17 protein-coding genes and 1 pseudogene are annotated in these 22,248 nt (G+C 58.6%); 10 read left to right on the forward strand and 8 right to left on the reverse strand.

Features of this window, described 5'->3' with window-relative positions:
- The first annotated feature begins 123 nt into the window (after positions 1–123).
- Positions 124–426 (forward strand): ribbon-helix-helix domain-containing protein, encoded by a 303-nt coding sequence (locus tag AB8B20_RS02890; RefSeq protein ID WP_439068321.1) that lies wholly within the window; start codon positions 124–126, stop codon positions 424–426.
- A gap of 2,270 nt (positions 427–2,696) precedes the next feature.
- Positions 2,697–3,722, forward strand: a complete 1,026-nt coding sequence (locus tag AB8B20_RS02895; RefSeq protein ID WP_439071621.1) for an alpha/beta fold hydrolase — start codon at positions 2,697–2,699, stop codon at positions 3,720–3,722.
- Positions 3,723–3,895: 173 nt separating this feature from the next.
- Here AB8B20_RS02895 and AB8B20_RS02900 read toward each other — a convergent pair whose 3' ends face one another.
- Together AB8B20_RS02900 and AB8B20_RS02905 are read right to left on the reverse strand one after the other, a co-directional pair.
- Complete coding sequence (locus AB8B20_RS02900) at positions 3,896–5,101, reverse strand: PepSY-associated TM helix domain-containing protein (RefSeq protein ID WP_439071622.1); 1,206 nt, start codon at positions 5,099–5,101, stop codon at positions 3,896–3,898.
- A 99-nt stretch (positions 5,102–5,200) separates the two neighbouring features.
- Positions 5,201–7,486: a TonB-dependent receptor gene (locus AB8B20_RS02905; RefSeq protein ID WP_439071623.1), complete on the reverse strand. Its 2,286-nt coding sequence runs from the start codon at positions 7,484–7,486 to the stop codon at positions 5,201–5,203.
- 481 nt (positions 7,487–7,967) lie between these two features.
- Here AB8B20_RS02905 and AB8B20_RS02910 point away from each other — a divergent pair, with 481 nt between their 5' ends.
- From AB8B20_RS02910 to AB8B20_RS02925, 4 genes are all read left to right on the forward strand, one after another.
- On the forward strand, positions 7,968–8,198 hold the full coding sequence (locus tag AB8B20_RS02910; protein WP_439071624.1) for a hypothetical protein: 231 nt from the start codon (positions 7,968–7,970) through the stop codon (positions 8,196–8,198).
- A 108-nt stretch (positions 8,199–8,306) separates the two neighbouring features.
- The gene (locus tag AB8B20_RS02915) at positions 8,307–10,463 is read left to right on the forward strand and encodes an exonuclease domain-containing protein (protein WP_439071625.1); all 2,157 of its coding nucleotides are present in this window, start codon (positions 8,307–8,309) and stop codon (positions 10,461–10,463) included.
- Between the two features lie 63 nt (positions 10,464–10,526).
- A complete protein-coding gene (locus AB8B20_RS02920; RefSeq protein ID WP_439071626.1) occupies positions 10,527–12,137 on the forward strand; it encodes an FAD-dependent oxidoreductase in 1,611 nt (536 codons plus the stop codon).
- Between the two features lie 852 nt (positions 12,138–12,989).
- Positions 12,990–13,301, forward strand: coding sequence for a PilZ domain-containing protein (locus AB8B20_RS02925; protein WP_439071627.1), 312 nt, complete (start codon positions 12,990–12,992; stop codon positions 13,299–13,301).
- A gap of 405 nt (positions 13,302–13,706) precedes the next feature.
- On the opposite strand, the gene AB8B20_RS02930 is transcribed toward AB8B20_RS02925, so the two are convergent.
- Positions 13,707–14,075 (reverse strand): hypothetical protein, encoded by a 369-nt coding sequence (locus AB8B20_RS02930; RefSeq protein ID WP_439071628.1) that lies wholly within the window; start codon positions 14,073–14,075, stop codon positions 13,707–13,709.
- Between the two features lie 154 nt (positions 14,076–14,229).
- Here AB8B20_RS02930 and AB8B20_RS02935 point away from each other — a divergent pair, with 154 nt between their 5' ends.
- Positions 14,230–14,430, forward strand: coding sequence for a hypothetical protein (locus AB8B20_RS02935; RefSeq protein WP_439068330.1), 201 nt, complete (start codon positions 14,230–14,232; stop codon positions 14,428–14,430).
- A 12-nt stretch (positions 14,431–14,442) separates the two neighbouring features.
- Positions 14,443–14,715, forward strand: a complete 273-nt coding sequence (locus AB8B20_RS02940) for a hypothetical protein (protein ID WP_439071629.1) — start codon at positions 14,443–14,445, stop codon at positions 14,713–14,715.
- 966 nt (positions 14,716–15,681) lie between these two features.
- On the opposite strand, the gene AB8B20_RS02945 is transcribed toward AB8B20_RS02940, so the two are convergent.
- On the reverse strand, positions 15,682–16,188 hold the full coding sequence (locus AB8B20_RS02945; protein ID WP_439071630.1) for a hypothetical protein: 507 nt from the start codon (positions 16,186–16,188) through the stop codon (positions 15,682–15,684).
- A gap of 1,294 nt (positions 16,189–17,482) precedes the next feature.
- Positions 17,483–17,650, reverse strand: coding sequence for a hypothetical protein (locus tag AB8B20_RS02950; protein WP_439071631.1), 168 nt, complete (start codon positions 17,648–17,650; stop codon positions 17,483–17,485).
- 526 nt (positions 17,651–18,176) lie between these two features.
- On the opposite strand from AB8B20_RS02950, the gene AB8B20_RS02955 reads away from it, so the two are divergent.
- On the forward strand, positions 18,177–18,395 hold the full coding sequence (locus AB8B20_RS02955; RefSeq protein WP_439071632.1) for a hypothetical protein: 219 nt from the start codon (positions 18,177–18,179) through the stop codon (positions 18,393–18,395).
- A 32-nt stretch (positions 18,396–18,427) separates the two neighbouring features.
- Here AB8B20_RS02955 and AB8B20_RS02960 read toward each other — a convergent pair whose 3' ends face one another.
- The 3 genes and pseudogenes from AB8B20_RS02960 to AB8B20_RS02970 form a co-directional block, all read right to left on the reverse strand.
- Positions 18,428–18,760 carry a hypothetical protein gene (locus AB8B20_RS02960; protein WP_439071633.1) on the reverse strand — a complete coding sequence of 111 codons (333 nt, stop codon included), beginning with the start codon at positions 18,758–18,760 and terminating at the stop codon, positions 18,428–18,430.
- Positions 18,761–19,374: 614 nt separating this feature from the next.
- Positions 19,375–19,659: pseudogene (locus AB8B20_RS02965) on the reverse strand (SDR family NAD(P)-dependent oxidoreductase); the annotation flags it as partial.
- A 186-nt stretch (positions 19,660–19,845) separates the two neighbouring features.
- Positions 19,846–20,853, reverse strand: a complete 1,008-nt coding sequence (locus tag AB8B20_RS02970) for an NADPH:quinone oxidoreductase family protein (RefSeq protein ID WP_439071634.1) — start codon at positions 20,851–20,853, stop codon at positions 19,846–19,848.
- 219 nt (positions 20,854–21,072) lie between these two features.
- Here AB8B20_RS02970 and AB8B20_RS02975 point away from each other — a divergent pair, with 219 nt between their 5' ends.
- Positions 21,073–22,161 (forward strand): AraC family transcriptional regulator, encoded by a 1,089-nt coding sequence (locus tag AB8B20_RS02975; protein WP_439071635.1) that lies wholly within the window; start codon positions 21,073–21,075, stop codon positions 22,159–22,161.
- Positions 22,162–22,248 lie beyond the last annotated feature (87 nt).

Genomic DNA, 22,248 nt, shown 5'->3' on the forward strand with positions numbered 1-22,248 from the left:
TTCGTTAACCACGTGGGTCCAGCTTGGGCTGGTGCGGTGGCACCGGGCGACTTGGGGAGTCGAAGACCCGTCCGGTGTCATGCCTAGGGCGGCTTTTTGCTGCTTGCGCGAAGGAACTTCAACATGCCGGAGCTGAAGAGGCCCACAACACCACGAAAGCAGTCGTTTACCAGACCCGACGGGACGTCGACGAGTATCAGCCTTGAGGACGCCTTTTGGGAGGCGTTGAAAGAGATCGCGAGCGAAAAACGTATCTCGCCGACAGACCTCACTAGGCGAATTGATCGGGACCGGGTTCGAGGCAATCTTACATCGACAATACGTCTTTTCGTCCTAGAGCACTTTATTGCGAAGTACCGATCGGCAACTGACGCCAATGCGGATAGGCAGCGAAAAGCCCGCCCTGAGGAGGGCGTGCGTTCTTGATAGTTGCCCCAATTACTTTTCAGGATGACCGGAGCCGGGCGATATCGTCTCGGATCCCCGCCGTCTTCGACACGGCGATGCACCAAGTTTGGAAAACTTTGCTTAGGCCTTGCGACCGACAATTGGCCTTAGTTTGAAATTGACGAAATCCGCGACCAGCGGCAGAATTTAGCCGCTATGGGTCAAGCCGAAAGACCATCCTGTCCCCACTGTGGGGCTCATCTGATCTTGGCATTGCCGCCGGGCGGCAATGGGCCGCGCACGTTCCAATGTTTCGACTGCATCGACCTGATCCGCTTAAAACAGATCAAGCGGTAGGCTGGTTAAAGGGCGAATTGCAGCCACCCAAATAGTGTCTGTGCGGAAATAAGAGCCGTCCATGCGTTCCTGTATCTGGAAGCGGGCGACAGGTGTAAAGTCTCCCCATCATCGCCCGTTCCTCGGTAATCATCGGTGACTGAGAGAGCTCTAGGCTCCCGCCTGATCTCGCGGTGAGCATGTGCGAAAAATGTACCGAGCTTGATTTCAAGATTGCAAACTATCGGCGGATGTCAGTGGTCGTCACTGGCCAGCTTGCAAGAGGCGCAATCACCGGGCTGATCGAGCAAATGACGAAAGATAACCTCGCTTCATCATGAGAGCCGACGGCCGCCACGCCTCAGGTTCGTGGCCCAGGGTCAGGTGCCGAGCCATGGCGAGAAGGTCAAGCGGGCGGTCGCTCAGACTTCTCTAATTCTGGTTGACTGGAAAGAAGCGCTACCGCTTCCGATAAGAGCGAGACCAGTTCGGGCAAGTCCAGCCGTTCGGCTCGACCGCGCAAAACGTGCAAATCGTTTTTTAGCAGAATCAGTTGCGCGCGGCGCGAAACGCCAGACATGGAAGGCTCCCAGCGTGGGAACCGCCCAGCTTAGCAACGTGGATTTAAAGATCGAATAATTCAGATTCGCGGTCGAGGCATCCAGGATGTCGTCAAAGCTGATATGCGAATAGCTGCGACCTAATCGCTTTCTAGTTGGTAGATCGCGCAAAGCCGTTCCTGCACTTGCGCGAAACGCCTCTCGAGATCTGGACTCATCACCCGATATCTCGCTCCGGTATTGCAGTCCAGCTCGCGGCCCTGTCCGACACGATGGCAACGCTGATCCAGTAGGAATGTAGAGCCTCTACGGAGCTAGCAAGAACCCATCGGAAGAATAATTTTCGCTCGCCTGCGTCGCGCCGACATCTGCATTCACCACCATATCGCAAGCGCGCGATTTACTGCACACTGGCAGGCGAATAAGATGCGCGGCGACGATTTCGATGAGCGTCGGGATGGGCAGGCGGAACAACAGGCGAGAATTGGCGTTGCAGCAAAATGGAAGACAGGCTCTACCGAGTCCTTTTCTCGTTCGGCATAGCCGGGCCGATTACAACATTCGTGGTTTTGGTCCTCCTACTGTTTTGTTGGGCAGTAGGTAGTATTTAAGCGGCCCGCCTCAGTTGGTGCTGGCCCCTCGCAATTTCAATTTAGGCCATTCCAATTGTGATATGCTTCCGCCGGGGAATGGGGTGTGCGCCGAGTGCTACATCGAACAGTTCAGTACGACGTTCAGGAGATCCAGCCGGGGCTTTGGTGCTGGAACATCTATCTGGGCAATCGCGCAGTACAGGGGCCGGTCAAGTTTCGCTCGCGCGAATTGGCCGTTGAAGCCTGCCATGGCGAGATCAACGACGGGATCGAGCGAACCAGGCGACAGGCCGCCCGGCGATAGACGCCGCTCGCAGATTCAGAACAGGCCAAGCCACTGGCAAGGACTACCGCACCAGCCGTCGGCCGCCCGGATAGCACTTGTAGTCCGGCCCATGCTTTTGTTTGCATGAGGTATGCATTTCGGCCACGAAGAAGGCCGCCATCAGGACTACCAAAATTAAACACGCTATGGCTATTCGCGGGTTCGTCATCGCCACTCGCAGATTCCAAGTAAGCCACTGAGTTCGGAGAAGCCATATCCCATTCACCCGATGGTGGGGAGCGCGTCACGGGGATTCACCAATTGTAGATCGAAGAGTTCGCGTTGTTTAATCCGATGTGTCCTTGAGTCTTGCGGCGGTCTCCGTCGTCGAGCAGGTCGATGTGTTGATCGCGCAGGGCCGGGAGGTTGCCGAGCGGCCGCTCAAGTGCAAAGCCGCCGTTTTTTTTTTAAAGTGCATCGTCAATGGCGTAGAAGCAAGCGCACGGGAACTCTTTCAAGTTCAAGGACCGCTGAATTCAGCCGGAGTATTCAATCATGACAGACTTCCATCGGCCCCCGCTGATTTCGCGCACTTTCAGCAGGCCTCATCACACGTCGCACTACATCGAATGCGGCCCGGCTGATGGACCGTTGATGATTTTTCTGCACGGCTGGCCGAGTATCAGTCTGATGTGGCGAGCCCAAATGGACGCGTTCGCCACCGACGGCTGGCGCTGCGTGGCTCCCGATCTACGCGGCTTCGGCGGCTCGTCGGCCCCCGCAACCCATGATGCATATGCGATCGAGGACGTTGTGGCGGACATGGCGGACCTCCATGACCATCTGGGCGGCGAGCCTGCGATCTGGATCGGCCACGATTGGGGGTGTGTTGTGGTCGGTGAACTGGTCGCGCATCAGCCCGAGCGCAGCCGTGGCGTCGTGCTGACCTCGCTGGCGTATCAACCGGATGGACACGCCCTGCGAACAATTGTCCCACTGGTCGACCGAGCGATCTATCCGCATGAGCAGTATCCCGATGGCCAGTGGGACTACTACCGTTACTACACGAAGCATTTCGAGACGGCGGTCGCCGACCTAGATGCTGATAAGGCGGCATCTCTGGCCTCGATCTTTCGGTCGGGCGATCCCGCCGCCATCGGCAAGGTGGCGCCGCTTGCGGTGGTCACTCGCAACGGAGGACGCTTCGGCAAAACGCACCGCGCCCCGCCGACCAACCCTGACCCGGCTATATGGCCGTCGGCGGACTTCGACGTATTGGTGCAGTCGTTCGAGGCTCGTGGTTTCGCTCCCTCCTGCGCGTGGTACATGAACGACGACGCCGACATCGCCTATGCCCGCGAAGCACCCGATGGCGGCCGCCTTTCGCAGCCAGTGTTGTTCGTCAACGGCGACTTCGATCAGGTCTGCACCATCATCGGAAATCGCCAGGGCGACCCAATGCGCGCGGCCTGCTCGGACCTTACTGTGAGGAGCTTGCCCGGCGGACATTGGCTACCGCTGGAACGCAAGGCAGAACTCGTCCAGGTCATCCGCATCTGGCTCGATAGTAAGAAGCTTTGATGGCGGCGGTTTGAAAGCAGTTTTCGCTAGGGTGTTTGCCTTCAGCGAGGCCGAGCCTCAACCAGTCGTGCGCCTGGTCGACTGCATCGAACTTGCTCTACGCAATCGTCCAGTCCTTGGCGAATAGATTGTCAATGCAGGTTCGCCTAACGCGTCCGTTTCGGCAGTACCAGCTAAAGGCATGTGTGTGAACGGACGTCTAAGCGGTATTTTCTGGTACGAGCCTTTCGCTTCTTCCACCAGATATACAGCCCCGTGTAAGCGCTGATGGCGAGAGCCATGCCGATGATCGCGACGAAGATGCGATAGGGCAGGCCGAATACTTTTGCCATATGCAGCGACTGCAGCCAGCGGCTTACGGTGTCTCCCGAATATTCACCGGTGGGAATGCGCGTGCCGAGCAGCGCGCCGCTGCGGGCATCGATGAACACGCCGGTCTGGCCGCGATCGTTCTGGACGTCCCGCGAGGTGTTCGCATAGTAGATGAACGCGTCCAAGCCGCGATTGTAGAACAGCTGGCTGCGGAAATTGACGGTGAAGCCTTCCGTCGCCGCGAGGTCATCCATGGTCCGGACGGCGATGTCATAGGCCTGTTGCCAGCCAAGCAGCGGCTTGCTCACATCCGCCTTGCGGCGCTCCGGCGCCTTCCTGAATTCGAGGAAGGTGGACATCACAGGCGTGTAGACCTCTTGCCGCAGATTGAGCATGACGCTCGACCACGCAAACAGGAACAGCACGCCCCATAGCCACAGGCCGGAGGCGCGATGGATGTCGTAATGCAGACGATAAGTGCTGGCATTGCGCTTGATCAGCCAGGCCGGCAGCCAGCGCCGCCAGAATGGCGAAATCCGCGGAAATGTCGACACGATGCCGACCAAGCAATTCACCGTCCACACCAGCGCGACGATGCCGAACAACCATTCGCCGTAAGGCTTCGGTAGCGCGAGCGCATAATGGAGGCGGTAGATGAAGCCGATCAGCGTGGTGCGGTCGAACGGCGTCGCGCCGTATTTGCGGATGCCAAGCAGGCGTCCGTCATACGGATCGAAAAACGCCTGATCTGCATCGGCCAGATTCGAATCGCTGCGCGTGAGGTTGAAGCGGACCGAACGATCGGCATCGCGCAGAAATGGAAAGCCGAAGATCTGATAGCCCGGCAGCGCCGTGACGGCCCGTGCATATAGCTCGAACGGATCCAGCATGGCAGCGGGCTTCCCCTGCGCATCGACGCGCGGCTGCACCACATATTGCTCTGGGTTGACGAGGGCCTCGAGCTCCTTCTCAAAGGCAAGCAGGCTCCCCGTCACGCCGGCGATGATGAGAAAGACCGCTGTGAACAGTCCCGTCCATTTATGAATGAAGACGGAGAATGAGATCATGCGCACCATGCCTCAAGCCACACGCAGGCCGGGTGTCGAAGCAGTCCGGTTCTGCACGCGTCCTTTGTCATGGTTGTCACGTTCCCAGCATGCCTCATATCAGAAGCGGAACGTGGTCGATGCGAGATAGGTGCGCGGTGCGCCGAGGTAGATCTGCCTGTCCGCCGAACTGGTCATCCAGAATGCGCTGTTGGCGACATTCTCCACCGCAAACCGCAGTGTAATCGGCTTGCCGTTCCAGGGCGATGCGAATGTGTAGCGTGCGCCGAGATCGAACCGCGTCCAGTTGGGAATCAGAAACCGGTTGGCTGCATCCGCATAGGCATCGCCGAAGTGAATGGCGCGGCCGGTCAGCGTCAGGCCATTGACGAAAGGGGTATCCCATTCGGTGCCGAGGCTGACCTGTACGTCGGGAATGCCGACCGCGCGCTTGCCGTCGTTTGTGCCGTTCTGAGTTTTCTCCTGACGGGCATCCATGAAGGAGGCGCCGCCAAGCAGGCGCCAGCCGGGCATGAGTTCGCCGAAAGTGTTGATCTCGACGCCGCGATTGCGGTTCAGGCCGTCGATGGAATAGGTCGGAAGCCGAGGCAGCGGATTCGAAATGCTGATCTGCGCCGGCTGCGAGATGTCATAGGCGGCCACAGTCGTGGTGAAGCGGCCCCAATCCACCTTCACGCCCATTTCATGCTGCGTTGATTTGTAGGGCGGGAAGATCTGGCCACGGTTCTGGAACGTCGAGTCCACGATCGTGCCCATCTGCAGGCCTTCGATGTAATTTGCGTAGACCGAGACATTCTCCAGCGGCTTGATGATGAGCGTATAGGCCGGCGACCACGCGCCGGAACTGTAGCTCGATGTGCTAGCGCCGGTGATCGCATCGAACGCCGCCGACGCGACTTCCTGGCGGCGGATTCCCATGGTGAACTGGATACGCTTGTTCAGCACCGACATGGTGTCGGCGATGCCATAGCTGTTCAACGAACTGGTATTGGCCTTGACCACCTCCTGCAACGGGATCGCCTGGAACGGTGACGGCTGCGGATTGTAAATGTTGGACGTGACCGGCGTGCCATTGGTGCGCGAGCTGTCGATCTGGTTGCTCCACAGCGTGGTGTTGAAATTGATCTCGTGAAGCACCGGACCGGTCTCCACCGTGGCGCGGAAGCCGGCCTGTTCGGTGTGGTTGTGGCGGTCCTGCCGGTTCACGAAGGGCGATGCCGTGGTGTCGCCGCGGGCGTTGATGATGGTTGGATTGGAGATGACCGGCGTGATGGCATTGTCGAAGAAGCCGCCGCCGCCATAGATGGTCAGCCAGTCGGTGACGTCGACTTCTGCCTGAAACAGCGCCGCCGTGTTCTCGCCTTTGATGCCGGTCCAGGACGGATTCCAGAAATTGGTCGGCGAGGGCGCGGCCGGCACGCCGGGGAGCGACGTCGCAAGCGTGTTGCGCGCGCCGAGGCCGCTGCCGCTGAACTCGTTGTAGAGAATGTCGGCGGAGACGCGCACGCGCTCGCCGCGATAATCCAGTGCCAGCGCGTGGGACTCATCCCGCAGGCTCTGATTGTCCACCTCGGTCTTGCCGTCGCGATAGCTGCCGTTGTAGCGAATGCCGTATTCCTTGTGCTCGCCATAGCGCTGGCCGACATCGAGATGCACGCCGCCCTGGCCGCGCGATGCGAAAGAGGTGGTGAGTTCGGCGATAGGCTCGTTGCGCGCGCGCTTCATCACGAGGTTGATGGCACCGCTGACAGAGTCGTCCGGGGACTGGCCATTGAGCAGGCCGTTGAGGCCCTTGATGACCTCTACGCGCTCGACGGCATCGAGGACGTTGAAATTGTTATTGCCGATCAGGCCGAAATAACCGTTGAAGCCGACGCTCGAATTGCCGAGCAGGAAGCCGCGGATCACCGGCTGCTCACGGCCGATATTGCGCGGCAGCGCCGAGCCTACCGAGGGATCGTTCAGCAGAACGTCAGCCAGCGTGCGCGCCTGCGTGTTCTCGACGAACTCCCGCGTATAGGTCGTCTGGTTGAACGGCGTATCCAGCACGCCGCGATTGCCGAGCAAGCCGACCTGACCGCCGGTCGCGACCTGACCACCGGCATAAGTTGTCGTCAATGCGCCGATAGTGCCGCGTCCAGGCACGATATAGGGCACGGGCGCAGTAGCTTGCATCGGCGCCGCCGCACGGCGCGGCACAGCGTGCGTGGCCGATACGCGGCGCGATGGCGTGACGCGGCGGGTGCTTTGACGTGACGGAGAATCAACCGTGACGGCCGGGAGCACGGTGGACTGGGCAATAGCCGGGCTCGCGAGATCGATCGACAATGCGAGATAACTCACCGCGCTTAGGCAGACGGTCCGAGCCAGATTATTCACGTTCACGTTCAGGCACCCCAAGTCATTGCCAGCTTCTGCGGCGTTTCCAGAGTGCGGTCTAACGTATTGGAACTCCCGTCATAGAAGGTGGAACGTAGAAGCAGTCTAAACCTTCGATTGGGTTTCCGTTTGTTGCTGCCATGACACGCCGAAACCCGCGTCGGTTGCAGGAAGTCGCGTGGTTTGATGTGTTCTTTGAACCTCTAAAAAGTCGCAGCGCCAATCGTCGCACCGACTCGGTTCTTCCCCGGCATTTTTGCGGCGATGATGTCATCGGCCTTCACCCAGCCAGGCGTGCGCACGGCAAACCGAGTTTTGACGCGCGAGGCAAGGTCGCGGTCAGGTAGCATCGGTACGCTCATCGCTGATCGGCGATGTTCACAGTTTGCATGCGCTGCTTCAATTTTCGCACCTCAAATCTTCGGAAGTGTTCGCGAACAACGGCCCGGCGAATGCCCGTTCTCGTCCCCAAAAAGCGGAGGGCAGAATGCGCAAGCTAGCGATCTTCTCTGTGTTCCAGATAACCGCGGTCTTGCAAAAGCGTTCCTATTATGTTCTGTATCCTCAATGGAGGATTTCCATGGACAACGCGAAGCAGCAGGAACTTATTCGGCTCTGGTGCCAACTTCGAAAGACTCGCGGCCCGGCGGCCGAGGAAATCCGAATCCGGATTCTTGAGAAGTTTGGGGAGCGCAAGGATGCGGACCTTGCCGCCTGAACAGTTCAAGCTTGAGATTGAAGGCAAGGCATCGCCGGTCCGACCCCGATGTGACGGCAGAGACCTGAAGTCCGGCATCGTCGGATCGCTGTGGGCGCTTTTTCTCCCATGAAGCTGCCCGTATTGCCGGTGTACTACTACCTCGACCATTTCACTGAGATGCTGTCGTTTGTCGAAACGACGTACGGTTCGGTTTTGGCGGATGAGCATCGTGCGTTCGTCGCGCGATTCAACGGCTTCTCACGGGATGCGCGGTGTCTGCTGATCCGTATGATCAATCGACGCGGTGCGATCTTCAACAGCGGCCACTTCAGATACGAGGAGATCAGCAACCTCGAACGGGCGCTCGCCGATTTGCATGCGGCGGGCCACGCCAGACCGCTGCGCGACGCGGACTATGGGCAGTTCCTGGCGTGCCTTCCTAAGACTGAATTGTTGAAGGGCGCGAAGGTCGCGGGCTTCTCGGGTGTCCGTACATCCTGGTCGAAACCTAGGCTCATCGAATTCTTCCTGACAGGCGTGCCGTTTTCGACCGCGTTCGAGCATTGCGGCGGACATCGCTTCGTCGCTTTGGACGACACCGGGCCGGTCGAATTTCTGCTCTACCTGTACTTCGGCAAGACCGAGGACGACCTGAAGAACTTCGCCTTGCGCGACCTCGGGATATTGCAAACCAATAAGGCGTCTTCGTTCAGCGCGCGTTTTGCGGACGGCGATGAGGCGCGGTCATGCTTCCATTACAGTCGGCTGCTCGACAGTCTTGCGACAAAGTCAGTCAATGTCCATCGGCTGGCGGTCGTCGAAATACTTGGCGGCCCTCATTGCCCAAGCGAATACGCCGCGGATCTGCGTGGGCGTGCTGCGTGCCAGGTCGGTCAATTCTTCGAGAAGCTCGGCGAAAGTGAACTCGCGCATCAACTCTACCGGGTTGGGTTATCCGCGGATTGCCGGGAGCGACTGGTGCGGCTCTCGTATGGAGCAGGGGACAAGGCCGAAGCGGAGGATTTACTTCGCGAGATGATCGACGATCCGGCGAGCGACGAAGAGTTCACGTTTGCATCCGACTTCTACGCGCGCAAGTTCGGCGGGCGAAGGACGGGCGTCTGTACAGAACTGCTGCGCTCGGCAAGCACGATCACGGTCGATGACACATATCGTGGCAGTCCGGAGGCCGGTGTCGCCGGCGTCATGCGGCGCAAGGGTTTTCACGTGTTCTTTGCCGAGAATACGCTCTGGCAATCGCTGTTCGGGCTCTGGGATGAACTCTTTGAATCCGGCCAACTGCACAGCGGCTTCGACTGGTTGCCGCAATGCCTCAAAGACCGCAGATTCTCACGACAGTTCGCAGGACAGATCGAAGATAAGCTTGGAGCAGTCCGATCCGGAAATGCGCTGAAGCAGCTTCTCAAGACCGTTGCTGCGAAATGGGGACGGCCGAACGGCGTGTTCGCGTGGGATCACGTCGATGTCGAGGCACTGCGCCTGCTTCTGACGGGGGCCAGCAATGATGGTCTTGCCGCGATCCTTCGTAAGATGTGCGACGATTTCCGCGCAATGCGCGACGGTTTTCCAGACCTCATGATGGCCAAGGACGGTGAGGTCTCGTTTATCGAGGTGAAGGCGGAGGGCGACGTCATCCGCCGTAATCAATTGACGCGCCTCCGTCAGTTGGCCAACGCCGGAATTCCGGCCGAGATTGGACGCGTCGACTACCGCTTCGACCCCAACCAAGACTACGTCGTTGTCGACATCGAGACCACGGGCGGATGGGCATCATCCGACCGCATCACCGAAATCGGCGCCGTGAGGATCCGCAATCACCAGGCCGTGGGGGAGTGGCATTCATTGCTGAACCCGCAGAGATTGATCCCTTCCAAGATCGTGCAGCTGACCGGTATCACGAACGAAATGGTGCGAGGAGCGCCGCTGTTCGCGGAGGTCGCCGACAGTTTCATGGATTTTATGGGGGACGGCATCTTCGTAGCCCACAACGTCAACTTCGACTATGGATTCTTGAGCAGCGAATTCGGGCGCCTGGAGAAGCGGTTTCGGTTTCCCAAGGTCTGCACGTGCGCTGGAATGCGCAGGCGGTTTCCGGGCCACAAGTCCTACAGCCTGGGCAACCTGTGCAAAGCCTTCGACATCGACCTTAAGGACCATCATCGCGCTCTATCCGATGCCCGGGCCGCCGCTAGCCTACTCAATCTGATGAACGCAAAGAGGCAAGAGTCCGAGATCGAACCGGCCTGTAGCGCGGCAGCGTAGCGCCGCTCGACGTGGCGTCACGATGTTGTAGGTCCGGCCACACAAAACCGACGGAGAACTGGCTTGGAAACGATTGGCCGCGACTTGAACGAGATGCAGCGTGTACCGCTGGCCGACTCCCACGTCGCCGCGCTAAGGGCGGCAGGTAAGATTGCGCATTATCCGGCGGGCAAGGTCGTCGTCCAGCCCGGCGATCCAGTTGATCGTTTCGTCTACATCGAGGATGGAGAGCTCGAGGTGGTGAATTCGTTCACGGGCGAGCGTCACCTTTCGGCGACGTTGGGGCCCGCGCAGTTCATGGGCGAGATCTCGCTGCTGAACGGCGGTGTCTGGTCAATGCCCCTGCGCGCAGTCCGCGAGACGCGTGTCATTGAGGTGCCGCGGGGCGAGATGCTGACGCTGATGTCCCAGATTCCGGAAATGTCAGACATCATCATCACGGTTCTGGCGGCGCGTCGTCGTCGCCAGTTGGACAGTGGATACGGCTCGCTCGTGCTGATCGGCGTCGAAGCCGACCGGGACGTGCGGAGGATCAGCGACTTCGTCAGCCGCAATCGTTTGCCATACTCGTCTCACGGCCTGGGCAGTCGGGAGGCAGAAGATATTGCGTCAGCCTGTGGCGTGGCGCCCAACACCCCGGCGGTCATCTTCGGTCGCGAACAAGTGAGCGAGCCCACCCCTGATAAGGTCGGCCGCCTGATGGGCGTCAGCCGCGATCTTCCGGAAGATGAGGCCTTCGACGTATTGATCGTCGGCGCCGGCCCGGCAGGGGTCGCGGCAGGCGTGTATGCCGGTGCCGAGGGATTGCGGGCGCTCGTCGTGGAGGATACCGCGATCGGAGGGCAGGCAGGCACGTCGAGCCGGATCGAGAACTACATGGGATTTCCGACCGGGATTTCCGGCGCCGACCTCGTCTGGCGCGGCGAGGTCCAGGCGATGAAGTTCGGCACCCGTTTCGTCATTCCTCGACGTGTGGCTAAGCTGGAGCCGCTCGGCGACGGATTCTGCGCCACCTTCGACAACGGCCAACGCGTCCGTAGCGGGGCCGTCGTCATCGCGACCGGTGTTCAGTATCGCCGTCCGCCGATCGACGGGTTGGCTGAACTTGAGGGAGCCGGCGTCTATTACGCCGCGACCGAGAACGAGGCGCGATACTGCAAGAACTTGGAGACGGTCGTCATCGGAGGCGGTAATTCCGCGGGCCAGGCGGCGATGTTTCTCTGCCGCTCGGCGAGCCACGTCCGCCTCATCGTCCGAGGGCCGTCCTTGGCCGCGTCGATGTCGAACTATTTGTCCAGCAGGCTTGAGGCCGATCCGGCGATATCGATCGAATACGATACCGAGGTCAAAGCGGTGCACGGGTCGGATAAGGTGCATGCGGTTACGCTGCGCAATTCTCGCGACGGGACCGATCGCGAAATCTCCGCTTGTTCTGTCTTCGTCATGATCGGAGCAAAGCCGAACTCGGCCTGGCTTTCCGACATGGTCGAACTCGACAAAAACGGCTTCGTGCTGACGGGAGCGGAAGCCAACAAGGATTCTCCGTATGCCACCTCGCGGCCCGGCATCTTCGCCGTCGGCGATGTCCGTTCCGGATCGGTCAAGAGGGTAGCCTCCTCGGTCGGGGAGGGTTCCGTCGTGATTTCGAAGGTTTGGCAGCATCTCAAGAGCTAGATCGCTCCCAGAACAATGGGACCTGCCACCGTCCGAAACGTGATCGAGTACCGCTTGTCCGGAACGGCCGAAATGCTGTGCTTCCACTCCGTGCGCGATGAACCAGACATCATGTAAATGGAACGGGCACGGGCTCCAAAGGCAAAACGCTCCCACTTTGCGGAGACCTGCCTCCGGAAGCGCAGCTTGCAGTCGGATCCCAGCGAGAGGCCGAAGACGCGATCGAAATGCGGTTTGTCGCGGTGCCAGACTGCGCACCGATCTTGTCGTTCGTTTTTATGCCCTTCGGAACTTCGGCAGTGAGACCCGCTCCGTGAGTGACAGCGGCGGCAGGCAAAACGGCAAAGATGTCTTTGGGCGAATCGGACGCTATCTCCCTGCGGAAAGGGCCGCCCGATCGTTCGTCACTAACCTCATACCCCTCTTCAACATGTCGATCCAATGCAGTCCTGTTTTAGCTCTGATTGGCGTCGGTTCGAATTCGTTAACTATGAGATTGTAGGCTTAATTGCTGCGAGAGATGTATTGCCTACTCGGAAACGAAGGTGACTGGCCCTCATGCTAGAATTGAGAGTGAGCGACCCGGCTGACGTCCGACGAGCAAAAATGGCTCAGTATACGAACCGATCCGGCTCGATATGTCTGAACGGCAACGCGCTATTTGGGACGGTGATTTCGGTAATGCCCGACGTTACAGATCGTGACATCCGCATCGTCAAGTTCTTGCCCATCGTGCGGCGGGCAGAAAGTCCACGCGCCCGGCCGAGGGTGCAGTACTAACGTCAGCGCTTTAGCATTTCACGCCTTGTTAGCTCGTAGGTACTAGGCTGCCCTTTTTAAGGCATTTTAGCCATGGTCACCGAAGAGCACCGGAAGGAGCATCGCGTTATTTTCGCTCGCGGCTTCAACGTCTGGATTATGGGCATTGACGGAACTTGGCGGCGCGAATGCATCATGAAGGATGTATCTGAAACCGGCGCTCAACTCATAACCAAGACTTCCATTCGTGGTCTCAATCTCAAAGAGTTCTTCCTGCTCCTTTCGACCACCGGACTCGCATTTCGTCGTTGTGAGTTGGCTTGGGTGAATGGTGACCAACTTGGCGTCAATTTTCTACGGCCGGGTAAAAAGACTACACGACCGGTTGATAGCGCGGACGCTTGAGATTGCTGACGGAGCTACGCAAGACCAGAGGCAAGAGGCGGAGCTCGCCGCCGCGCTGGCCGTCCAGCTCGAAGCGGTCCCTACGGCGAGCCTACGGTTGCTGTTCGAATCCCTGTGAGCTTACCGAAGAAGGTGAGCAAGCTGGTCTCAGCGCGGGAGGTAGCGCGCCTGCTTTGACATGGCGGCATTCAACGAACATGTGTCAGCGACCATCTCGCGTGCATTCAGCGAGAAGTCCGCACAGCAGGCCGTAAGTTTCCACGTTCCGTACTACCAGCGTGGAGCTTGGAGCAGATGATCCCGCTACTTCGAGGCTCAAAAGCCGTCGGAGTTGGTCTGGATTGGTCCTCAAAAGGTAGGCGTCCGCCTCAACGGAGCCACGGCGAAGAAGTTCAATGTGTCTGCTCACGCATGCACACTTCTCATTGGTTTATCTGACAGCCACGAACACACCGCTGCTGGAACTGCTCCTAAAAGAATGGCCATCACAACTGACCAGAACTCCGCGAACCCGCTCCAGAGAAAGATCAGGACTGACGCGGACATCAGACCTCCCACGGCCGTCGTTTTCAAAACGTGGAGAGGCATTTTCGATAGTGCCCGGTCCACCCCCGCCATCAACAACGCCGGGACAATCGCAATCGGATACGACGCAATCAGCCAAGCCAATAGATCTACGCTCGATGGAATGCCTTTCGAGACCACGTCAGGGGCGTTGAAAACAAGCATCCCGAGAGGCGGGAAGAGAGCCGCGAAAATCAGAAAGCGTTTCATGCCACCTTGGTCTGCCTTGGAGGGGATTTTGTTCAACTTCTAAGTCGCATGAACCTAGCGTTGCCGACGGCGCGCGATTTAATCGAGGCCGCCGTCATATTCCACATTCAGGTGAACCAACGCTGGGCTCTAAAGTCGCGAACGGAGATCTCCAATGAAGCTCAAACTTGCCGCCGCGATATTCGCTGCAAGCCTCCCGCTCGCATCGATGGCTTTCGGCCAAGGCACCGCGCCCGCTAACGTTGCAGTGATCGATGCCTGCCCGAAGACCGCGGAAGAAACCGGCGGTTTCGGCGGCGCGAGCGTCGGGCTCGTCGCCGCCCCCCTGCATCAAAGCGACAGAGGGCGCGAATGACGACGTCGCCAAATGGAAAGCCGGCGCGGCGCGCGAACTCGCCATTTGGCGCAGAAAACCGATGAGGCGCTAAAAAAGGTTCAGGCCTGCGGATTTGCCGACGTGACCAAGGCGGTCAAGCACTCGCAGAAAACTTTCGCCGCGTCGCGTGATCGCTTCTGCGCGGTCTTCGACAAAGTCGAGCCCGGCATGTACCGGGGCAGTGCGAGCTACTGTCGTCTGCGCGAGACCGCCAACCGCTCGTTGAGCCTGATCAAGCTCGGCGCCGCGGTCAACGAGCACTGAGACCCCTTAGCCCCACCCTGCGGCCGCAATGCGTTCAGCTATGCTGCTTATAGTCTAACCAGGCTTGGTCAACCTCGAAGGAGGGAGGCATACGCGCCTAGCACTGCTAACCCGCCTACGAGGAGCCAAACGACGAGGCCGATTGTCAGCATTTTGGCTGGGGCTGGAGTGCGATCGGTCTGGGGAGTTTCATGTGGGCGACGGCTGTTTCTTGATCGGCTGGCAGCGGACACATCCTTGTGGCCTCACCTTGCCGCCATGGATGAACGAACGGCTTGCAGATCGTAACGTTCCGGCATCCCGCCATTTTACCCGATGGCGGGGAGGGCGTCACCGCGAGAGGCGTGGTGTTCTCGCCAGAGTGCTGAAGCCATGGAAAATGACGGGGGGATCCGCGCGCTCAGCTCCAGTTCAGAAAGGAACAGGTAAGTGGTGACTGGGGCTTTTGAATACAGGAAATACCAGATGAAGTTAAAGTTGGCTGTTTTCGGGCTGCTCGCTCTAGCAGGCACGGCAGTATCAGGTGCGGCATCGGCGATGCCGCTGGGTCTGGCAACCGGCGCAGGTGTCGGACATAACACCGAGCAGGTGAGGCTAGTTTGCGACCGCTTCGGACGTTGCTTCCGCACCCCCGGCTATGCGCCCCGATACGGATACGGTCCACGGTATGGATACGGCCCACGCTATGGCGGGTGGGACCGGGGCTGGCGCGGCGGGCGCCGCTGGTAAATCAAATCAGGGGCCGCGTTTTCGCGCCCCCTATCGTTTTTGGGCTCCAGCCGGGACCACTGAACGACATGCTCACGAGTGCGGAGGGGCTGGCTGCTCCATCCAGTGCGTCGGGCTGCAGAGGGAATCCGTATGTGGATCGCACCATCCGAAGGCGTCATCCCCAATCATCACAAATGGCAAATACACTTCGGCTATGTCGCAACCGAGCAGCGTCCGGTCTTTTGTGGTAAAGCATTAAGGGGCGCGCAGCGTTCCCGTTGTTAGGTCGGTCAACCACCTCCCGAGGAAAACCGCTCCTCGATTAGCCGTTGTTTCAACGAAGCCGCCGACGATGAAGGGGCGCAAAGTGGAGTAGTCACCTTTGCGATCGAAGAAGCTGTCGCAGGATGTCCCGCCCGTTGAGACTATAAATTGGTCTCCGACTTTGGTTCCCTTAATAGCAGTCACGACCCGGACGGTCGCTTCGGGAGACCATTGCGCCTCAATATTATGCGCAGGGACGTTGACGGCAACGATCTCAACCTGGGCCGCGACGGAGTGGCGATCGTAATCAGGCGGAACACTAGTAAGAAGCGTGCGCGTGTTCCATTTCGGATCGCGGCATGCGTTAGCCGGCTGCAATGTTGCGGCGAAGACAACGGTTGCGACGACAAGCATTCTTTTAACCACGAATTCCTCGTGCATTATTCGTGAGCGCTGATGCCAGCGCGTCTTGGTTTCGCAAAACGCTTCGAAGAACATAAACTGCTGCAACTGCTATGGACGGGTAGACAAATTTCTCTTCAAGATACGTCCCGGGCCTGCTGAAATGCAATGCGACATAGCCTGCCGTCGCGAGCACAATAAGGTAAAATGCTAAAAGCACGGTTAGGCGCCATCTAATTTGAACGTAACAAGAAGCGCGTTCAGCGGCCGCGAACAACGAAACCACAGCGTGGCACGAGAGGACATAGCTAGCGTGGGTTCCGAGCACGGCAATAGCGAAAACAAAGCCGTGTATTAAGTCTGGCCAGGCGGCAAGCGCGCCAGCAATCAGAAACCACGTGAGGCAGGCAAACAAAAAGAACGTGACTGACATGGTTTGGGTCCGATTGAATGGCTCGTGATACGGTCGTGCGCTGCGCTTCCATCTGCGCTGAAGCGACCTACGCCATCTCCCATCCTACTGTTAGCACTCGGGAGACCTTGCCGGAGCCGGTAGAATGGCATGCCCCTATGGCACGGTATAGGGAGCAGGCGTGAACAAGCACTCATTTTGGGACAGCTTGGTTGTTAGGCGGCAATCCCCATATTTCTCGACCATGATGCCCGCTATCAAAATAGCGAAACACACGAGACAAAAGACTGCTAGCCGACCGTCTGCTTTCATCCCGCCATTTTTAGCAGATGGCGGGGCGGGCGTCATCCTTGCATGCTTTGCCCATGATCGCTGGGGGCGGGGGCTGACCGTGAAGACTTCTTGCGCTGTCGGGCGTCGACCATGTCTTGAACAGTCGCGCTGATAGGCAGTCCGCGTTGTCGCAATACACTCCAAGCCACGACAGAAAGAACAGCAGCTCCCATAATAGCGGCGGCGACGATGGCGACGAGCGACCCGTATCTGAACGCGGGAATGATCGGGCCACCCAAGGCGCCTAATAGGGCGGCCAATGCGACGTAGGGCCAAGGCCTGAGCTTCATATCTAAGTTTGTACGAAATCCCATGCTTTGGCCCTTATTTCCATCCGAATTAACAAGACGTCAGGCGAGGCAATTGTCCATCCGCTGCGTGAGAGCGTGTAAGTTTCTAGCGCGATTTAGCGTCCGGCAAATATTTTAAGGGATCATTACGATTGAGTTCTCTCTTCAGTTCATAGTGCTCCCGCATTTGCTGTCGTTGCCGAGTTGTTCGAGAGAGATTCAAACTCCAATACCCGACTGCCGAAACAGCAGCCAACACCCCCGTCAAAATCAGAATGATCTCGGTCCGTGATAGCCCTCCGTTGTTCAACTCGATGTGCCTTCTATCTGCCGGAAGCCCTTGGTCAGTCCTTGGTCATGGGTGCGGAAGCCTTTCCAAGCGCGGCCGACCGGGCTTGTTTTTGAACTGAGCGAGGATATTCGGCGGTAACTCTTCGGCCGGGCGCGAGACGGCGAAGTCGGCCTTCGTCCATTCCGGGTTGTCGTCGTGAGTGGCTGGTGGTGTTTTCTTTTTAGCGGACATGTCGTTTCCTCAGCGTTGCAATGCAGACGCTTCATCCCTAGCCGCATGCCAGAGCCAGTCTACTGGTTTGATTCGTTACCGCATCATGCCAGACGGGGAAGCAACCTCGACCCCTTGGTTCAAGATGAGATACGACTTCCACGTCAAGAAAGGCGAAGGACATATCCCTCGGCCGAGCTTATAATTCAACGAATAACTGCAGCGTTACCAGGGCGCTGCTGCGCATCACGCTGTGCAGCAGGCCAAACTTTTCGGAACGTCTTCCGGATCGAATGCCACATCTATTTCGGACGTCGCCAGTTCTAAAGCTCTCGCGTGTCCGCCGTGCACCTCCGTTCTTCGAGTCAATCGATGGCGAAGCCGTTACGCATTTCAAACCGGGTGACAGCGTCATGGGCATCGCGGGCGCGGGGGCTACGCGAAGTTTGCCCCATTGGAGGCGGCTGGTGACTAAGGCGACGCGGGCTGCCGCTGACCATCCGCTAGAATTTGGGTCCGGCAGGCAGGCGAAGGGTTGGCGGTGTCTGTGAGCAAGCGTAAAATCACCTCATCCACAGATTCGGGGGACGATATGCAAACGACCAAAGTCCGCGTAACCACGCCCATGCCAGAGGGAAAAGCACCGATCGTCTGGCACCTTGAGCTGATGACGGCGAATCCTGCTGAAGCAATTCGTTGGACTAAGGCTGCTCCTCAAGTGTTGCCGCATGCGACTGTCGAGGTTGTCGAGCAGGCTGCAGCCTGAGGCGGTTTCAGGGGCGGGACGGCGTCGCTAACCTATCGGTCGTTGGCGTGATAGCGTTCCGTCGCCGGAGCGAGCAGCTTCTGAGTCATTGCAGTGACGAACGCAGCAGCGTTCTCCGGAAAATAATCCACTCCGACGTGCCTGATCATTCCCTCCAGTATACCTCGAGCTCTGGTCGTGTTGACGTTAAATAAATCTTCAGCGCGATAACGCATTAGCCCAGGAATTGCGTCGACTGAATTTTTGAGCTTGGCTAATGAGGCCAGCCTTGCATGTTCTTCGGCAGTGAGATCGCAAAACCCATGTTCGTCCCAGAAGTGATCCCGCGCTTCTTCGAGCTCTTCTTTGAGAATATCCGATAGCATCATAAAACTCCTCTCTTCAGCAATATGTTCTCGCTATGTTCCTGTGCTGTCAAGCCGACCTCAACCGGCTCCTGATCCAATCGGCACCGCGGCCGATATGGGGATGGGAAGGCCGAAATGAAGGCGCTGCGGTCTGTAGATCAGGTTGTCAGAACGTCCAGACGGTCCTTGTTGAGGGCGTCGTAGATCCGGATTTGGAGCTGCGGAAAACGGGCTTTGAGCTCCCGAGCGCCGCTCATAGCGCCATCAATGGTCGCAAATTCGGACTTTACTCGGCCGTCAATCTCGATGGCAAACCCTGCCGGGCAATGCGTTGAAGTCGTTCTTCACCGATTTCAATCTCCCTTGACGGCGGAATTCGTAACGTGAGTCGGAGGGGATTTACCAGACATCCTAAGTTGCCTGATGGGCCGTGTGCCGCCATCTCGCGTCGAGTGCCGGTGCTTCAGCCAGCCTTGAAACCGTTCGTCGGCCTCGCCTCTTCGGTGGCCGGCGCGGTCCTCAAACGCAGCAAGAACCGGCAGATCCATTCCTTCGGTTGGCTGTAGGTACGCACAAGCCACTCGAGCAGCAGCAGCGGCTTCTGTGTGGGGGGAAGACGTGAGCGCTGCTTAGTCGGTGAACGGTTTAGCGGTGAAGATGCCCGCGTTGTTGACTAGGCTATCGATCCGTCCGAACTTCTTCATGGCGTGCTCGATGAGCCGGTCGGCGGTGCCATCGTTTCCAATGTCGCCGTCAACGACCAGTATGCCGTCGTCCGAAGCATAACTTTCTGCCTTGATCGAGCGCGAGTTCGCGACGACGCGCCATCCCGCCTTGCGGTACCCCAAGACTAAACCCGCTCCTATACCTTGCGATGCTCCCGTTATGATGACGACCTTGGTTGAAAAACTGTCCATTGGATGAATCCTCCGCTGTTACATGCGCGACGTCAGTGGAGGCGTTGTGCTCCAGCGACGTCTTGCAAGTAGCGTTGGAACGCAAGATCGTATTGGACAGGGGCGAACACTTTTGACCGGCAATGGCAAAAGATGAGAGAAGCGACGGCGGTTCCAGGGCAAGGCCGAGAAGCCCATTCAGACCGGTCACGAAGCTCCTTCGACGTCGATAATGATTTTGCCGTATACTTTTCGTTGTTCGAGCAGTGCCAGCGCTACTGGCGCATCGCTCAGCGAGTATCGCGCCGATATCACCGGCTGCAACTTTCCACCGCTATAGAGTTTCAGAGCCGCCATAGCGTTTGCCTCGGCTCCCTCGAGATCCCGGCGAACAAAGGCACCCCAGTCAACGCCGACAATCTGGCAGGATTTCAGGAGGACGAGGTTCAAAGGGATTTTGGGGATTCCCGCTGTGAATCCGACGACGAGATATCTGCCGTTCGGCGAAATGCTTCGGAGCGACGGCTCAGCATACGATCCGCCCACGGGATCGAGCACGACATCGACGCCATCAGGGCCGACGACCTTTCTTATCTCCGCTGACAGAGATTTGGCCGCGGTACCATCGAGCGGTCCCGGCATGTAGACTATGCCATGCTGCGCACCTTGGGCGATCGCGACGTCGACCTTCTCTTGCGAGGATGCAGCAGCAACGACGCGCGCGCCCATGGCGCGGGCGACCTGTATCGCCGCGATGCCAACACCACCGGATGCACCGAGCACCAGAATAGTTTCGTTGACCTGCAGATGCGCCCGATCGGCCAGCGCATAATGTGCGGTACCATAAGTGAAGATGAAGGCCGCGGCATGGTCGAACGACATTGCATCGGGGATGCCGATACAGCGATCTTCCGTGAGAAGAATCTTCTCGGCCATGCCACCCCAACCGGATCGTCCGATCACACGGTCGCCGACAGCAAACCGCGAAACCTGGGGACCCACCGCTTCGACCGTTCCGGATACTTCCGCACCGGGTGAGAACGGTCTAGGGGGCTTGATCTGATACAGATCGCGTATGAGCAACCCGTCGGGAAAATTTACGCCGCATTTCGCGACCCGGATGACGACACCATTGTCGCCCGGGGTGGGATCGGGGACGTCCCTGAGCTTCAGGGTATCGGGTCCACCGGCCGTCTCACTGAGAAGCGCCTTCATGTCCAATTGCCTTTCAATCTCGTTCGTCCTCCGCCGGTCATGACGTCCGGAGGGGCATCCTTATGCGCCGCAGCATTATCAAGTCGCGTTAACTGGCGTGCGGTTTTGTCTTGCGGGAGCTGGCGCAAGCCCCGTAAGTCGTCGCAATATAGAGTGCCGTGCTAGAATGCAGGCTGGGCGGCGGATCAATATGGCGGAAATGCTCAATTCATTTGGCGCTTGCTGCGCATCTCGGCGGCCGGTTCGATGACGGAATCGGCCGGTACGACCATCGCCGATGAGACCGAGGATTCCCGGTCCGAGCGGGGAGGTATTGCCGCGGGTTATCTGACCCTTATTAGCCGGGGAGCGGCGAAGCATGGTCTCGATTGCGAGCGAATTCTCGTCCGGGCGGGCATCGATCGGCAAATGCTCGCGAATACACGCGGGAGGCTCTCGCAGGCGCAGTTCGCGAGGTTCGTCTCACTTCTCACGCGCTTGACGCAGGATGAGATGTGGCTGCTCGGAACCCGGCCGATCAAGCCCGGCGCGTTCGAGGCGATGTGTAAGCTGCTGATGTCCTGCAACGACCTGCGGGAAGCTATCCGGACCGGCTGCCGCTTCTATCATCTGCTCTCAGACGACTTCACAGTGAGGTTGCAGTGGGACGAGGCCGAAGCGTGCATTTGGGTGACAGACAGGATCGAGGACGACGATGAACGCCGAACGATCAATGGTGTCGTGCTGTTCATCGTTTATGGACTGATTTGCTGGCTTGTCGGCCGCAAGCTGCCGCTGAACACGGTTCACTACAAGTCGGCGCATACGCAGATGAGTTCCGAGCTCGAACCCTATTACGACGCGCCGATCCTTTTCGACCAGCTCCGGACAGAGCTTCGGTTCGACACCAAGCTCCTCGACCTTCCGATCATTCCCGACGGCGTGCGCCTGCGTCGTTTTTTGGCTTCGATACCGAGCGTTTTATTGGTCCGCTATCGGGACGAAGCGAGCTTTTCGGAGCGGGTTCGCGGCCTGTTAAAGCGAAGCTTGACGCGGCCGCTGTCCTTAGAGGATGTAGCCGAGAAATTGAACGTCTCGCCGCCGACGTTGCGCCGACGGCTCCATGAAGAGAACAATTTCGGATTTCAGGAACTCAAGGACCGGGTTCGGCAGGATGTTGCAACGCACTTGCTGAAGAAGTCACGGCTGTCTCTCGAAGAGATCGGATTTGCCGTCGGCTTCTCCGAAATCAGCACGTTTCATCGAGCCTTTCGACGCTGGACGGGACAAGCGCCGGGTGAATTCCGCCAGACGTTCAGGCAGCAATAAGCCAGGCGGGATGATGCCGCGCTGCGGCAATCTAAAATTGCCAATCAATTTGGAAGTCGCGGTCATTCCTGAGCGCCCGTGCATGGT

This window comes from Tardiphaga sp. 866_E4_N1_4, from assembly GCF_052076075.1.
Lineage (GTDB): Bacteria > Pseudomonadota > Alphaproteobacteria > Rhizobiales > Xanthobacteraceae > Tardiphaga > Tardiphaga robiniae.

Coding starts and splice junctions, on each gene's coding strand:
- AB8B20_RS02960 (WP_439071633.1), bottom strand. CDS start 18,760: ATGCTATCGGATATTCTCAAAGAAGAGCTCGAAGAAGCGCGGGATCAC.
- AB8B20_RS02945 (WP_439071630.1), bottom strand. CDS start 16,188: ATGTTCTTCGAAGCGTTTTGCGAAACCAAGACGCGCTGGCATCAGCGC.
- AB8B20_RS02930 (WP_439071628.1), bottom strand. CDS start 14,075: ATGAAACGCTTTCTGATTTTCGCGGCTCTCTTCCCGCCTCTCGGGATG.
- AB8B20_RS02925 (WP_439071627.1), top strand. CDS start 12,990: ATGGTCACCGAAGAGCACCGGAAGGAGCATCGCGTTATTTTCGCTCGC.
- AB8B20_RS02895 (WP_439071621.1), top strand. CDS start 2,697: ATGACAGACTTCCATCGGCCCCCGCTGATTTCGCGCACTTTCAGCAGG.
- AB8B20_RS02910 (WP_439071624.1), top strand. CDS start 7,968: ATGCGCAAGCTAGCGATCTTCTCTGTGTTCCAGATAACCGCGGTCTTG.
- AB8B20_RS02935 (WP_439068330.1), top strand. CDS start 14,230: ATGAAGCTCAAACTTGCCGCCGCGATATTCGCTGCAAGCCTCCCGCTC.
- AB8B20_RS02950 (WP_439071631.1), bottom strand. CDS start 17,650: ATGTCCGCTAAAAAGAAAACACCACCAGCCACTCACGACGACAACCCG.
- AB8B20_RS02915 (WP_439071625.1), top strand. CDS start 8,307: ATGAAGCTGCCCGTATTGCCGGTGTACTACTACCTCGACCATTTCACT.
- AB8B20_RS02970 (WP_439071634.1), bottom strand. CDS start 20,853: ATGAAGGCGCTTCTCAGTGAGACGGCCGGTGGACCCGATACCCTGAAG.
- AB8B20_RS02940 (WP_439071629.1), top strand. CDS start 14,443: ATGGAAAGCCGGCGCGGCGCGCGAACTCGCCATTTGGCGCAGAAAACC.
- AB8B20_RS02900 (WP_439071622.1), bottom strand. CDS start 5,101: ATGATCTCATTCTCCGTCTTCATTCATAAATGGACGGGACTGTTCACA.
- AB8B20_RS02890 (WP_439068321.1), top strand. CDS start 124: ATGCCGGAGCTGAAGAGGCCCACAACACCACGAAAGCAGTCGTTTACC.